Below are 14,608 nucleotides of genomic sequence, written 5' to 3'. Positions count from 1 at the left end.
CCCCGTTCAAAGTCGCGGCACGCTAGACGCTGCGAGCGGGCTTGCCAATGGAGGTTCAGGGCGCATCGGCGAGGATCATGTCGCTGGCTTTCTCGGCGATCATGATCGTCGGCGAATTGGTGTTGCCCGAGGTGATACGCGGCATGACGGAGGCATCGGCCACCCGCAGCCCCGCAATCCCGCGCAGGCGCAGACGCTCATCCAGCGGTGCGTCCGGCCCCATCGCCACGGTGCCCACCGGATGAAAGATCGTCGTGCCGATCTCGCCCGCCGCGCGCACCAGATCGGCCTCCGTATCGCTCGGATCGGCTGGCTTGAATTCCTGCGGCGCGTATTTCGCCATCGGCCCGGCCGCCATGATCCGCCGTGTGAGCCGGATGGAATCCGCCGCCACGCGCTTGTCACCTTCAGTGCTCAGATAATTGGGGCGGATCTCGGGGTGGGCCAGCGGATCGCGCGAGGTGATCTGCACATGACCCCGGCTTTCCGGCCGCAGGTTACAGACACTCGCGGTGATCGCATCGAACGGGTGCAGCGGCTCACCGAAAGCATCCAGCGACAGCGGCTGCACGTGATACTCCAGATCCGGCGTCGCCACATCGGGGCGGGAGCGCGCGAAGGCCCCCAACTGGCTTGGCGCCATGGACATCGGCCCGGTGCGTTTGAGCGCATATTCCAGCCCAATCTTCGCCTGCCCCCAGAGGCTTGCCGCCATCGTGTTGAGCGTCTTAGCATTCTCAACCCGATAAGCGCAGCGGATCTGCAGGTGATCCTGCAAGTTCGACCCTACTCCAGCGTTTTCCTGCACCACGTCGACACCATGCTCCTGCAGAAGTTCCCCCGGCCCAATGCCCGAAAGCTGCAGAATCTGCGGTGACCCGATCGCACCGGCGGCGAGGATCACCTCACCGCGCACCCGTGCCTCACAGGCCTCGCCCTGCCGCCTGTAGCGTACCCCGACAGCGCGGCCGTTTTCCAAAATCAGCCCCTCTGCCTGCGCGTGGGTTTCCACCTTCAGGTTCTGCCGCCCCTTCGCGGGCCGCAGGAAGGCTTTGGACGTATTCCACCGCCAGCCCTTGCGCTGGTTGACCTTGAAATAGGCAACGCCTTCATTGTCCCCGCCGTTGAAATCCTCCGTGCGCGGCAGGCCGACGGCCTCGCAGGCGGCCATGAAATCATCGAGGATCTCCCAGCTCAGACGCTGGTTCTCCACCCGCCATTCCCCGCCCGCGCCGTGGGTGTCGCTTGCGCCGCCCACGTAATCCTCGCTGCGCTTGAAATAGGGCAGCACGTCGTCCCACCCCCATCCGGTGTTGCCGAGCTGCCGCCAGCCGTCATAGTCGGCGGCCTGCCCGCGCAGGTAGAGCATCCCATTGATCGAGGAACAGCCGCCCAGCACGCGCCCGCGCGGATAGATCAGGCTGCGCCCGTTCAGCCCCGGCTCTTCCGCCGTGCGAAAGCCCCAGTCGGTGCGCGGGTTGCCGATGCAATAGAGGTAGCCGATGGGGATATGGATCCAGTGGTAAGTGTCCTTGCCGCCGGCTTCCAGCAACAGCACCTGGTGCTTGCCGTTTTCGCTCAGCCGGTTGGCCAGCACGCAGCCCGCACTACCCGCGCCCACGATGATATAGTCAAATTCCATATCGTCCTCCCAGGGCCGAGCCTAGGAGTCCGCGCCCCTCCCTGCAACGCGCAAGAGAGCACATCGGGCAGCCACCGCCCGATCGGGGCGGTCGGGGGCTGCCCGATGGGGATGGTTGGGGGCTGCCCGACATTATGTCGGGCAAGAGTGATTGCGCTTAGGCGCGGCTGGCGATCTCTGTCCCGGCGGCCCAGCCCGAGGACCAGGCCCATTGGAAGTTGTAGCCGCCAAGCCAGCCCGTCACATCCACCATTTCACCGATAAAGAAGAGCCCCGGCACGTGGCGCGCTTCCATCGTCTTGGCGCTGAGCGCATCCGTGTCCACGCCGCCGAGCGTCACCTCAGCTGTGCGGTAGCCCTCGGTGCCGATGGGCTTGAGCCGCCAGTGGTGCAGGTGATCAGCGATGACCCGCAGGGATTTGTCGGATTGATCGGCAATATTGCCCGAAACCTGCAGAGTTAGAGCCTGTTGTGCCGCCAAGCGCTTCGGCAGCAGGTCCGCCAGAACCCCCGCTGCATCGCGCCGCCCGTTCTCCTGCCGCTTTGCGCGCAGTTCGGCAAAAGCATCCCGCCCCGGCAGCAAGTTCACCTCGATCTCTTCACCCTCCTGCCAGTAGGAGGAGACCTGCAGGATCGACGGGCCAGAGAGACCCCGGTGTGTGAACAGGAGCGCCTCGCGGAAGGCGGTGCCGCCGCTGGCCACTTCTGCTTCGCAGGCGACGCCCGCGATCTCGGCAAAACCGGCCTTCAGATCCTCGGCAAAGGTCAGCGGGACGAGCCCGGCGCGGGTTTCGGTGAGCGGTAGGCCGAATTGCTCGGCCACACGATAGCCAAACCCCGTCGCGCCCATCTTGGGGATGGATTTGCCCCCGGTCGCGATCACGAGGTTTCGCGCCGTCACATGACCTGCCCGCGCGCCCTCCAGCTCCAGCCGGAAGCCGCTTTCAATTTTCGTGATCGCTTTTGCCGAGGTCTGCAAGGCCAGAGATGCGCCGGCTTTCGCCATTTCATCCAGCAGCATGGCGATGATCTGCTTGGCGGAGTCATCGCAAAACAGCTGGCCGAGGGTCTTTTCGTGATAAGCGATGCCGTGGCGCGCGACGAGGTCGATGAAATCCCATTGCGTGTAGCGCTTGAGCGCGGATTTGGCGAAATGCGGGTTCTGCGAGAGGAAGGCATGCGGACCGCAATGCATGTTGGTGAAATTGCAGCGCCCGCCACCGGAAATGCGGATTTTCTCCCCGGCGGCTTTCGCATGATCCACCACCAAAACGCGCCCGCCCTGCGCCGCCGCATGGGCCGCGCACATCATGCCAGCCGCGCCAGCGCCAAGGATCACTGTATCAAAGGACGTTTCGCTCATGGCGCCCTGCTACAGCAGGTGAACGCCTTGCACCAGCCTCTGGCCGTCAGCCGGCGCCGCGTCAAGCGGGCATCTGGGCAAGGGCGCTCAGCAGCCGGTCGGCGATCTCTGCAGCATCCGGCCCGGCTTTGAACCGCGCGGCGGTGGCTTTGGCGGCCTTGAGCGCGGCAGGCTTCAGCAGATCGGCCAGCGCGGCTTCGAATTTCGCCTCGGTCAAGTGCTGGAACGGCACAGAGCGCCCGGCTCCCAGCTCACGGATGTGGCGGGCGTTGTCATATTGGTCGTAGCCGAAGGGCGTGGCGAGTTGCGGCACACCGGCGCGCAGGGCCTCGGCGGTGGTGCCGATACCGCCGTGCTGCACAAGGGCGGCGGCGCGCGGCAGGATCTGGTCAAAGGGTGCATAGGGCTGCCAGAGCATGCCCTCGGGCAGGGGATCGGGCAGCTGATGGCGCACGTGGGTCAGGAAGACGGCACGTTGGCCAAGGCGCTGCAGGGCCGGGATTGCGGCAGAATAGAGCCTTTCTGCCTGAAAATTCCCGGTGCCTGCTGTAAAAACGACGGGCGGCGGGCCGCTGTCCAGAAAGGTGGCCAGTTCCGGGCTGACCTGTTGGCTCTGCAGCGCCTTGTAGAAGATGAAATCTCCCTGCACGCGCGGCGCGGGCCAATCGGCTTGCGGGGCGGCGTACCACTCGGGAAAGAGCGGCATGTAAAGATCCGCCGCCTCTTGGATATGCCCGAAGAAGGAAGCGACAGGCGGCAGCCCGGCTTCATGCCGCGTCGCGTTGAGCGTGGGGAGTATCGGGCCGTTGATGATCCTGTCCTCGCCCTTCTGCGTCAGCCAGCGCCGTACCACGGGCAGCATCCAGCGCCCGAAGGTGACGGGGCCAAGCCGGGGTACGCCGAAGGTCTGGCGGGTCAGGGCGGAGCGGATGAAGCCGGGCTGAAGGATCGGGTTCACGATCCGCACGGGCCGACCGGCGGTGCGCGCCAGCGCGGCGGCCGGAACGAGCAGCGTGTGGCTGACGATCACGGGCGTTTCGCCTTCCGGCAGGGCTTCCACCCACCGACGCAACGCCAGAAGATTGGGCGCTATCATGCGATCCCAGAAGGCGGCAGGACCGCTGGCCTCGCCGTGGATCTTGGGATCCTTCGCCGCGCCGCGCAGCTGCTCCAGATCGCCGAAAGGTGCGAAGGTGAGGCCATGTTCGGCGACCATTTCGGCGAGAAGCGGCGTTGTCATCAGGGTGACGCGATGGCCCCGCGCCTGCAGCGCCCGGCCCAGCTCCATGAACGGAAAGACATCCCCGGCAGAGCCGATGGTGGCGAGCAAGAAATGATCTGTTGTGCCCGGCTGCACCGATGCCCCCTGCGGCTGGAAAAGAAGCGTTTCAATGGGCCAAAGCATCCCCGCAGGCAGGCGCGGCGTCAATGGCACCCCGCCCTTGCCCGCAGCGTTGTGCCCTAACTGCCGCGCCAAGCCAGCGCTTGTGCCTGTTCGCGCAGCTGATCCGCGATCAGCCCGAAGCTCTCGGCCAGCGGCGAGGAGCGCCGCCAGACCATGCCGATGGTACGCTTGGGCTGGGGCGCAGGCAAGCGGACGACATCCACTGGCGCATTGCCAGCCTCCACCGCCACGGCCATCTCGGGGATCAGCGTCACGCCGATCCCGGCCCCAACCATTTGCACCAGCGTGGCGAGCGAGCTGCCCTGCATCAGGGCACGGGCAGGCGTGTCGGGAATATCGCAGAAGGTGAGCGCCTGATCGCGGAAACAGTGACCCTCTTCCAGCAGAAGAAGCCGCATTTCGCGCAAATGCTCGGGGCGCGGCACGGGCTTCCCGGCGTCGCTTCCCGGGCGAACGAGCACGAACTCCTCGTCAAACAGCGGCTCTTCATGCAGGGCAGGTTCGCTCACGGGAAGGGCGACGATGGCTAGGTCCAGCCGCCCGTCGGCAAGATCGGCCAGCAGCGTGCGGGTGACGGATTCGCGCGGTTGAAGATCGAGGTTCGGATAGGCTTGGGTCAGCCCGGTGATCAGCCGGGGCAGCAGGTAGGGCGCGATCGTGGGGATCACGCCAAGCCGCAAACGGCCAGCCAGCGGCGCATGAACAGTGCGCGCGAGATCGGCGATTTCCTCCACGTCGCCAAGGATCTTGCGCGCCCGCACCGCCAACTCCTCGCCTAGGCTCGTGAGCCGGATCTGCCGCGCATTGCGCTCGATCAGTGGCGCACCGAGCAGGGCCTCAAGCTCTTTCATCTGCACCGAAAGCGCGGGCTGGGTGATTGCGCAAGATTCCGCGGCGCGCCCGAAGTGGCCATGGCGGGAGAGCGCCTCGAAATAGCGCAGGTGTTTCATGGTGAGATTGATCATAAGCTCATCTAATCGGCGCGATTAGAAAATACAAATTATATTAATTCTAAAAACTGCTACCTTCCTCTCATCAACGGCCACGCGGATTCGCGCGGGCCGCGTGTTATTCGGCGCCACGTGCGCCGCTCAAGCGAGGAGAGCCAGCATGGACGGAAACAACGTGAACACCGGTGGCAAATGCCCCATCCATCACGGGGGCCTGACCGAAAGCGGCACATCTGTTGTCGAATGGTGGCCCAAATCCCTGAACCTCGACATCCTGCACCAGCAGGACAGCAAGACGAACCCGATGGGCGGGGAGTTCAACTACCGCGAGGCGCTGAAATCGCTCGACGTTGAGGCCCTGAAAGCCGATCTGCGCGCCCTCATGACGGACAGCCAGGATTGGTGGCCGGCAGACTGGGGCAGCTACGTGGGCATGTTCGCCCGCGTCGCCTGGCACGCGGCAGGCTCCTATCGTCTCGCCGATGGGCGCGGCGGGGCCGGCACCGGCAACCAGCGCTTTGCGCCGCTGAACTCCTGGCCGGACAACGCCAACACCGACAAGGGCCGTCGCTTGTTGTGGCCGATCAAGAAGAAATACGGCAACAAGATCAGCTGGGCCGACCTGATGATCCTTGCCGGCAATGTCGCATATGAGGAAGCCGGGCTGAAAACCTATGGCTTTGCCTTCGGCCGCGAAGATATCTGGCATCCGGAGAAGGATGTGTACTGGGGCAGCGAGAAAGAATGGCTCGCCCCCTCGGGCACGCGCTACGGCGACGTGGCCAAGCCGAACACGATGGAAAACCCCCTCGCCGCCGTGCAGATGGGCCTGATTTACGTGAACCCGGAAGGGGTGAACGGCCAGCCGGACCCGGCGAAGACCGCCGAGCAGATCCGCGAGACCTTCGCCCGCATGGCGATGAACGACGAGGAAACCGCCGCGCTCACCGCAGGCGGCCACACCATCGGCAAGGCGCACGGCAACGGCTCCGCCGCCGATCTGAGCCCGGAACCCGAAGGCGCGGACCTGACCGATCAGGGCCTTGGCTGGATGCCCACGAAAGGCCGTGGCATTGGCCGCGATCAGGTTGTCTCCGGCATCGAGGGTGCCTGGACGGCGAACCCCACCAAATGGGACATGGGCTACTTCGAGATGCTCTTCGGCCATGAGTGGGAACTGCGCAAATCCCCCGCAGGTGCCTGGCAATGGGAGCCGGTGTCTATCGAGGAGGCCGACAAGCCGGCAGACGTGGAAGATGCCGCGATCAAGACGACGCCGATCATGACGGACGCCGATATGGCGATGAAGGTGGATCCCGCCTACCGCGCCATCTGCGAGAAATTCATGGCGGATCCGGACTACTTCTCCGAAACCTTCGCCAAGGCTTGGTTCAAGCTCACCCACCGCGACATGGGCCCGAAAGCCCGCTGGATTGGCCCGGAAGTGCCGCAGGAAGATCTGATCTGGCAAGACCCTATTCCGGCCGGAAACAGCGATTACGTGGTCGCCGAGGTGAAGAGCAAGATCGCCGCCTCCGGGCTTTCGGTGGCGGATATGGTCGCCACTGCATGGGATTCCGCCCGCACCTTCCGCGGCTCCGACATGCGCGGCGGTGCCAATGGCGCGCGCCTGCGGCTAGCCCCGCAAAAGGACTGGGAGGGCAATGAGCCCGCCCGCCTCGCCCGCGTGCTGGAGAAGCTGGAGCCGATCGCCGCAGAAACCGGTGCCTCCGTGGCCGATGTGATCGTGCTCGCCGGCTGCCTGGGCATCGAACAGGCCGCCAAGGCGGCTGGCCACGACATTGCCGTACCCTTCTCCCCGGGCCGGGGTGACGCGACGCAGGAGCAGACGGATGTCGACTCCTTCGCACCGCTGGAACCGCTGGCCGATGGTTTCCGCAACTGGGAGAAAGCCGACTACGTGGTAACGCCGGAGGAATTGCTACTGGACCGCGCTCAACTTCTGGGCCTGACCGGGGCCGAGATGACGGTGCTCGTTGGTGGCCTGCGTGCCATCGGTGCAAACCACGGCGGCAGCAAGCACGGCGTCTTCACCGATCGCGAAGGCGCGCTGACGCCGGACTTCTTCACCACGCTCACCGATATGTCCTATCGCTGGGTGCCGGTGGAAGGCGGAACCTACGAGATCCGGTCGCGCAAGGATGACTCGGTGAAATACATCGCCACCCGCGTGGATCTGGTGTTCGGCTCCAACTCCGTGCTGCGGGCCTATGCGGAAGTCTACGCGCAGGACGACAATGAAGCGAAGTTCGTCGCCGATTTCGTGAAAGCCTGGGCCAAGGTGATGGACGCGGACCGCTTCGACCTCGTCTGAGCCTTCTGGCCGACACAAGACATATACACTCAAAGGAAGCCCGGTTTGCGCCGGGCTTCTTTATTTGAACAAGGCAGCGTAGCGCGGAATGAAATACCGCAAAAAGCTGCGCACTTCGGGGCGGCGATAGGCCTGCGGCGCAATCAGGACGAGATGAGGTGCACAAAGCGCTTCCGGTGGCTCAAAGCATCGGATCAAGCGGCCGGCGCGCTCGTCCTTTTCCGCAAGGCGCAGGTTGATGATCCCCAACCCTTGGCCAGCCCGAACTGCCGCATCCAAGACCGTGATTTCGCTAAACCGGCGCGAAAGCCTCCCTTCCGGCATGTAGCTGGCCAGCCAGTCATGCGTGACCGGGCGGATATCATCCCTGTGGAAACCGAAAACGATGTGATCCTTCAACTCTTCAGGTCTCTTTGGCAGGCCGTGTTTCGCAGCATAATCGGGGCTGCCAAAGAGGGTGAATTTTGCATCGCTGATATGACGGCAGATCAGCGCGTCGTCCGGTGGTGTCCAGCAGATCCTGAGCGCGATATCCGCTTCTCCGGCCGCAAGGTCCAGCACCCGGACAGCTGGCAGGAACTCGAACGCGATGTCCGGGTGCCGCTGTGAAAACCCACTAAAGATCTCGCTCGTGCTGTCCTGCAGATTTGCAGAAAACCCTGTGATCCGGATCGGCTGTGCCAGGTTCTGGTCGGCGGCAAGGCGCGCGAAAGCCTGAGCCTGAGCCTCGATCGCCTCGGCTGCTGGCAGTAGCGCCTTGGCGGCGGCGGTGGGATGGCTTCCGCGCGTGTCACGGTCAAAAAGCGTCAGGCCGAGGGATTGCTCCAGCGCTTCAATGCGCCGCGCAACAGTTGGCTGCGCCATGCCCAACGCGCGGGCCGCCGCCAAGGTCGAGCCAAGCCGCATGACCGAGAGGAAGATCGGAATGTCGGACCAGTTTCGAAAAACGCTCTTCATTTATGTAGAACCGCACAACATGGCCATGGATACCACAGAAACCCATGCGCCGGGTAACCTGTCGGCACCTGATCACCGATCCGAAGAAGGTTCACGACCATGGCACAAACCGATATTCTTCCCCTAAGCCCCACCCGCCACATCACCGCTGTGCTGCGCCATGCTGCCACGTGCTGGGCGAGGATTTCGGATCCCACTCCCCCAATCGAAGACCGGGAGCGCCACCGCTTTGTTCAGGAGACACTGCTTGAAAACCCCGATGCCTTTTCGAGCGAATATGATGTGCAGACCTTGATGCTGCACTATCCATCTCACCTCTAAGATCCTGTGAAACGAGACCTACCTGCGCTTCAGGACGCGGCAGAGCAAGATCAGGAGGGAAAGGTTTATAGCTGGCGCGGCCGCCGCAAAGAAGGCCTTCCCGCCCTCCGGCACCATGTTGCCCAGAGCCACCCACGGCAGGCCGAGTGGCAGCAGGTACACGCCAGACAAGGGATCCTGCGCCTGCCCGAACCAGCCGAATGTTCCGACGAGAAAGACGAACAGCGCTGCCACGTAGAACAGCCCAAACGCCAGTGTCACCATCCGGCACATCAGGTCACACCCCGCGCCGCAGCTTAGAGCGTGCCCTCATTGCCGAGGAACTCGATCCCGGCCGTCGTGCCATCGGAATAGGCGATGCACTGCCACGGCGCGCGATCCGGGCCGACACCCACTCGCACCAACGTACCTGCCTCAGAGAATTCAGAGCCCAGAAGCACGACATCCGGATTGTTCGTCGTGGCGGTCACATCGCGCAGGCAGACTTGCTCGGCGGCTGTCGGAACGCCGGCGCTCGCATTGGAAGACTCTTCCACACAGGCGGACAGCGCTGCGATGGCGGGCATAAAAGCGAGGGGGATCAATCGAAAGGTGGTCATGGCGGATCCTTCTTCTACGAAAAAATTTAACAACCTAAAGAGTTACCTCGCCAGTGTAGTGCACCAAACCTGATCTACAAAGCGTGCTAATGGACTCGAAGGCGTGCCCCCCACTGGACGCGCTTCGCTTCCAAACACCGTGGGGCAAAGCACCGATCTACGCGCTCCATGCTGTAATAGAGAACAACTTCGTGAAGGCGGGAGTTTCAGTGAGTGCACTCAAACGCGCCGCGCACATGCTTGCCCGTCGCGGGCGCTTTACCGTCAAGAAGAAAATGGACGTTAGTAGCCCGTCCCTTTCAAGACGACCCTTGCGGTCCGCAGAATGATCAGAAGATCCTGCGTAATGGAAAGATCGTTTGCATATGCAAGATCGTAATCCGAGCGCGCTGCGAAAGTGGTTTTGTTGCGATCTGACACCTGCCAAAGGCCCGTCATGCCCGGACGCAGGCTGAAGTATGCTTTTCCGGGATACAAGGAGCGCTGTTCTGGCATCATCGGCCGCGGTCCAACCACGCTCATATCACCCAGAACAACATTCCAGATCTGGGGCAACTCGTCGATCGAGAACCTACGGATGAACCGGCCGAGAGATGTCGTTCGAGGGTCGCACTTGAGCTTTTGGGTGGAGTCCCATTCGGTCCTGGCGTCGGGATCCCGCTCAAGAACCTCCTCAAGCCTCCGTTTCGCATCAGGCACCATGGTCCGAAGTTTCCACATTCTGAAGATGCGGTTGCCTCGTCCAACCCTTTCCTGAACGTAGAACGGATTGGAGCCGTCGAGCCCGATCAGACATGCCGAAACAAGAATGACCGGCACGATGAAGGGCGTCACTAGCAGCACAACGCATAGGTCAAGGATCCGCTTGCCAAAGCGATTGTATTGCTCAAAGTCCCAAGCGACGACAATGTCTAGTCCTGCGCCGCCGCGCAATTGTTCTTCGTTCCAATCCTGGAAACTCATTAGTCCGTGCCCCCTCCAGCAGAACTGAGTGGTATGCAGCTCAAAGGTTTTGAAGGATGACAGAACCGAACGCCCAACTTCGTTCAGCCCTTCGCAGCAACGTCATCACTTCGCCACAAATATGTCACAATTCTTACCAGATGAACGACATTGCACCAAACATTATTCAAATTTTCTGATGTGTATCAGACGGATCTCCGCACCTGAGCCCCCGCGGGCGTGCGCATTGCATCCACAGGGGAAACAGTCCGGTTTGTTCTGATAATTCGTTGCGAAAATCACGTTCAATCAAGCCGAATTGCGCTCAGCACGCCAAGCCGGCGCTGCTTGCATATTAGGCGACGACACCCTCAAAAGTGGCAGGATTGTGTCCAAAGCGTGTCCGCCCATCGCAGCGAATCATGAGCGTGAACGCCGGTTTGTTGGGACCTAAGCCCGACGCGGGCTGGAGTAATACCATGTTGAGGCACAGAGGATTGCGAGGAAGATCATGCCTTCCGGGCGGTTGAAATACGCCGTTCCCATTGCGCCGAGGAAAAGCGAGGCGTAGCCGGCCAGCAAGGCGAGGCGCAGGTGCGGAGGGTCCACATCCAGAACCTTGACGATCTGGAGGGCGAAAACAGCGAGCCACAAGAGAAGTCCCAGCAGGCCAAACTCGAACAGGATCCGCAGGAATTCATTATGGGCATGGACAGTCAATTCGGGCGCACGCGAGTCCGGCCCGTGGCCGATCAGACGCTGAACCGGTTCGGTCCGCGCCGAACCATAAAAATAGGAAGACCAGATATAGGCGCGCGCCGAGAGAACGTCCTTTTCGCGGGCTGTGAAGTCCTCCGGCGGTTTGAGCAAGTCCGTCTCGCCGCTGGAAAGAGTTCCGATTTCATCGAACCTGTCACCAATCAGGCGAGGCGCGATCTCCGGTATCACGACGATCAGAACAACCACGAGGACAGCGACGCGCCCCAGAGCATGCCTTCCCGGCTTGATGACCTGAACAATCGGAGCAATGAACAGGGGCGCGGCGGCGATAATCATCGTCCGATAGTTGGCCAGAAGCAGGCTCGCGATCATGATCCCAAGACCAAAGAAGCCTGTGCGCGGCCTTCGCCAGGGGTTAAGGACAACCCCTAGCGTTGCCGCCATAGTGACCAAGGTAAAGACAGACTCGTGGCCGTAGGTGCCGATGTAACTCAGCGATCCGTCAGGGCCCACTTTGGGCGCGCCCAAAGCCACGGACAACGCCTGGCTTCCCAGCGGAAGCAGGAAAGCCCAGAGAAGACAGCGTAGCACGACCTTGCTGCCGTGCTGCTCAAACGCCCGTACAAGGAGCAGGGCACATGCCACGAAGTAGCACCATGTCACCAGAAAAATCACAAGCGCAACATATGCCCCATTCAACAAACCGCTGAGGGCTCCAAAGGCAGCGATAAGGTAAAACGGCTTTATCGCCGGGCGCCCGAACAGGCGAAGCGGCATGGCAAGCAGGCCGATGGCGGTAATGGCAATGGTGCCCAGCGCAATCACCGAGAAGCCCGCAATACTCGTCCGAACGGCGATTTCCCCCATCGATGACAGCGCGAACCGCCCCCAGATCATCAGGATCACAAGTTTGGAAAGCCTGTCGTCTCCGAAGGCGCGCAGCCTTGGGGCGAGAAGGGCAAGGCTGACAGGTATCAGCAGATATGTGGCAGCTTGCAGCAGGAAACCGGTTCGCTCTACTGCACGGGCTACGTCGCAGAGGGTGGCGGCAGGGACAGGGGCCGTCGTTTCGCTGGCGCGGGCGAGGAAAGCGGCGCCATGGATTTGCGAGGCACCTTGTTGATGGCCACAGCGCACACATTCAGACCTTCCGCCTTGAGCATTTCAACGCTCTGCGAAAGCTCTGCCGCTTCCGTCCTGTTCCATTCACCAACCACGATCACATGATCTGCCAGCAGGCCAAAGTCGATGAACTCCGGCGAGGATAGTGCAACGGGACCGTCAACGATGATCGCATCCGAACGCTTCATTTCCCTTTGCAGCTTCATCATCGCCGTTTCAGCGCCCGGATCCTCCGACGCAGAGTCTCTGACTTCCTTGGAGTAGTCCAGGAATCCAAACAACGATCGTCGCATCACGTCGGTACCGTTGAAATTGGACAGGCCGCCTTTGGCCGGGTCCGCATTGATCAGCAGAGTTTTGTAGCCGCTGGCTTCGAACACCTCCGCAAGAAGCAGGCTCAGCGCCGTCTTGCCCTCACCCTGCGCTGTCGACGTGACCATGATGACCCTAACAGCCTCCGCATCGCGCCCAACCATGCGCGCCCGCAAGAGATTGACGGCCTTGAGAAGCTCTGCGCCCGAGGGCTTTCGCGCTTTCCTCAAGAGGTCGATGGAAGTTCGCGCGCCACGCAAGAAGGGCAACTGAAGAACCAGAGGGACACCTGTTTGTTCCGAGACCTCCCTCGGGGACCGGATCCGGCCGCGACCGGCATTCTTGAGGACGAGCAGCCCGAGCACGGCGATACCAGCAGCAACGCCCGCCAATGCGGCCATCTTTGTTTTCTGCGGTGCCACCGGATTGACCGGAACGCTAGCGTAGGAAACGATTGAAGCCTCCGGCGCCTGGAATAGGTTCCGCTCCCGCACTTCTTTCAGGCGCAACAGGAACCGGTTGTAAACATCCCGGGAGGTTTCCGCTTCACGCTCCAGTTCCAGCAGGGTGAGCTCTTGCTGTCGGCGTTCCGCCATTGCTCGGCGAGTGGATTGGAGCTCGGCTCTAAGGTTTTCCCTTTGATCGCCGACAACGGCAATCCGCACATCCAACCCGGACAGGGCGCGGGCGATTTGGTCGTCGATCTGGGCCGCGATCAGGTTTCTTTCGGCGATCGCTTTATCCACCCCGCTGTGATCCCCGAAACGGGCTTTCAGATCGGCAACCCGCTCTTCTTCCAAACTCAGTCGTGCAAACAAATCCGAGACAACGGGTTGGTTCAGCAACTCCGTCAAGGCGGCGTAATTCGAGATCGCCGACAGCTCTTCGATTTCGTCACGTCGCGCCTTCAGGTCGGACGCTTCGGTGGCAAGGCGCGCAAGTTGTGCGTTCATCTCGGCCAATTGCGGCTCGAAATCCTGTGCAATCTGGTCATCGGAACTCAAGAGCGAACTGCGAAACTCCGCAACCTTCAACTCGGCGGCCGCAAGATCACTGCGCAACTCGGTGACCCGTTCTTCCAGCCACTCGGTGGCCTGCCCGCCGGCTTGCGCGCTGTTTTCCAGCTGCCGTTCGAGATAATTCTCGGCGATCGTATCGCTGATCAGCGCTGCGACCCTCGGATTGCTGGATTGCGCGGCAACTTCGATCACGAAAGATTCCCCCAGGACCCGCGTCTTGATATTGGATCTCAACCCCCTGACGGTGCCGGCAAGCGGATCGTCTGCTCCTAGGGGAACCGCTTCCCCTTGCTGCGCTGCGCCCGTGCGGCCCGGGATCAGGGCGATCAGATCGGAGATCTGCCCCTTGATCCGGTCTGCCAAGCTTTTCTCCCGGAGAGCGGAATTATACTCCGCCCTGGTATCAAGCCCCAACTCGGCCACGGTGGCGCGCAGAACGTCGTTGGACGACATCACGATAACGGCGCTTTCGGAAATCGCGGCATTCACCGGCGATTGCTGCACGCCGCCCGGCATATCGATCACGTTCGAGGCGCTGGGCCCAAGGAGCACATGCGTCTTTGCCTCGTAGACCGGTGTGACCCGGGTGAGCGCGATGAAGGTGATGGCGGCGGCCAGAATCCCACTGACCAGCAAAACCCAGCGATGCTGCCAGGCGATGCTCCACAAGGTCAGGTCATCGTCATGCGCGTAGTCGCTGGTCATGGTCTGTTGATCGTTCGAATTGTGGACAGGTGACGCTGATCGCTCCATTGAAAACCAGTTCTACCCTTTAACAAGACTACAGCAAACACCCCGCTTGCAGCTTAGCGGCTTCCGAGGATTGCAGGCATCCAAATCTTGCAAGGAACCCTGGATTTCTTTTTACGAGATCAACCTTTTGGCGAATTGTGACAAGGCTTTGCGATCGCAGTCGCAGCC

Annotated in this window: 12 protein-coding genes; 2 read left to right on the top strand and 10 right to left on the bottom strand. The window is 61.9% G+C overall.

From position 1 onward, the window contains the following. Positions 1 to 55: 55 nt before the first annotated feature. The 4 genes from KVX96_RS00980 to KVX96_RS00965 form a co-directional block, all read right to left on the bottom strand. A complete protein-coding gene (locus KVX96_RS00980; RefSeq protein WP_261192056.1) occupies positions 56 to 1,642 on the bottom strand; it encodes a GMC family oxidoreductase in 1,587 nt (528 codons plus the stop codon). A 157-nt stretch (positions 1,643 to 1,799) separates the two neighbouring features. Continuing rightward, the gene (locus KVX96_RS00975) at positions 1,800 to 3,005 is read right to left on the bottom strand and encodes an NAD(P)/FAD-dependent oxidoreductase (protein WP_261192055.1); all 1,206 of its coding nucleotides are present in this window, start codon (positions 3,003 to 3,005) and stop codon (positions 1,800 to 1,802) included. A gap of 61 nt (positions 3,006 to 3,066) precedes the next feature. Then, on the bottom strand, positions 3,067 to 4,410 hold the full coding sequence (locus KVX96_RS00970) for a glycosyltransferase (protein WP_261192054.1): 1,344 nt from the start codon (positions 4,408 to 4,410) through the stop codon (positions 3,067 to 3,069). A gap of 56 nt (positions 4,411 to 4,466) precedes the next feature. Further along, the gene (locus KVX96_RS00965; protein WP_261192053.1) at positions 4,467 to 5,375 is read right to left on the bottom strand and encodes a hydrogen peroxide-inducible genes activator; all 909 of its coding nucleotides are present in this window, start codon (positions 5,373 to 5,375) and stop codon (positions 4,467 to 4,469) included. Positions 5,376 to 5,520: 145 nt separating this feature from the next. Here KVX96_RS00965 and katG point away from each other — a divergent pair, with 145 nt between their 5' ends. Next, complete coding sequence (katG, locus tag KVX96_RS00960; RefSeq protein ID WP_261192052.1) at positions 5,521 to 7,695, top strand: catalase/peroxidase HPI; 2,175 nt, start codon at positions 5,521 to 5,523, stop codon at positions 7,693 to 7,695. A 60-nt stretch (positions 7,696 to 7,755) separates the two neighbouring features. On the opposite strand, the gene KVX96_RS00955 is transcribed toward katG, so the two are convergent. After that, on the bottom strand, positions 7,756 to 8,652 hold the full coding sequence (locus KVX96_RS00955; RefSeq protein ID WP_261192051.1) for a LysR family transcriptional regulator: 897 nt from the start codon (positions 8,650 to 8,652) through the stop codon (positions 7,756 to 7,758). Positions 8,653 to 8,751: 99 nt separating this feature from the next. Here KVX96_RS00955 and KVX96_RS00950 point away from each other — a divergent pair, with 99 nt between their 5' ends. Then, positions 8,752 to 8,973, top strand: coding sequence for a hypothetical protein (locus KVX96_RS00950; protein WP_261192050.1), 222 nt, complete (start codon positions 8,752 to 8,754; stop codon positions 8,971 to 8,973). An 18-nt stretch (positions 8,974 to 8,991) separates the two neighbouring features. Here KVX96_RS00950 and KVX96_RS00945 read toward each other — a convergent pair whose 3' ends face one another. From KVX96_RS00945 to KVX96_RS00925, 5 genes are all read right to left on the bottom strand, one after another. Continuing rightward, a complete protein-coding gene (locus KVX96_RS00945) occupies positions 8,992 to 9,237 on the bottom strand; it encodes a hypothetical protein (RefSeq protein ID WP_261192049.1) in 246 nt (81 codons plus the stop codon). A 32-nt stretch (positions 9,238 to 9,269) separates the two neighbouring features. Beyond that, complete coding sequence (locus KVX96_RS00940; RefSeq protein ID WP_261192048.1) at positions 9,270 to 9,572, bottom strand: hypothetical protein; 303 nt, start codon at positions 9,570 to 9,572, stop codon at positions 9,270 to 9,272. A 282-nt stretch (positions 9,573 to 9,854) separates the two neighbouring features. Then, complete coding sequence (locus tag KVX96_RS00935; protein WP_261192047.1) at positions 9,855 to 10,535, bottom strand: sugar transferase; 681 nt, start codon at positions 10,533 to 10,535, stop codon at positions 9,855 to 9,857. Between the two features lie 429 nt (positions 10,536 to 10,964). Then, positions 10,965 to 12,131, bottom strand: a complete 1,167-nt coding sequence (locus tag KVX96_RS00930) for an O-antigen ligase family protein (RefSeq protein WP_261195352.1) — start codon at positions 12,129 to 12,131, stop codon at positions 10,965 to 10,967. A 131-nt stretch (positions 12,132 to 12,262) separates the two neighbouring features. Beyond that, entirely contained in the window at positions 12,263 to 14,392 is a 2,130-nt protein-coding gene (locus tag KVX96_RS00925; RefSeq protein WP_261192046.1) for an exopolysaccharide transport family protein, read from the bottom strand. Positions 14,393 to 14,608 lie beyond the last annotated feature (216 nt).

This window comes from Pseudoruegeria sp. SHC-113 (assembly GCF_025376885.1).
Classification (GTDB): domain Bacteria; phylum Pseudomonadota; class Alphaproteobacteria; order Rhodobacterales; family Rhodobacteraceae; genus Pseudoruegeria.
Note: the sequence above shows the minus strand (reverse complement) of the source record. Positions and strands in the feature narration are given on the sequence as shown.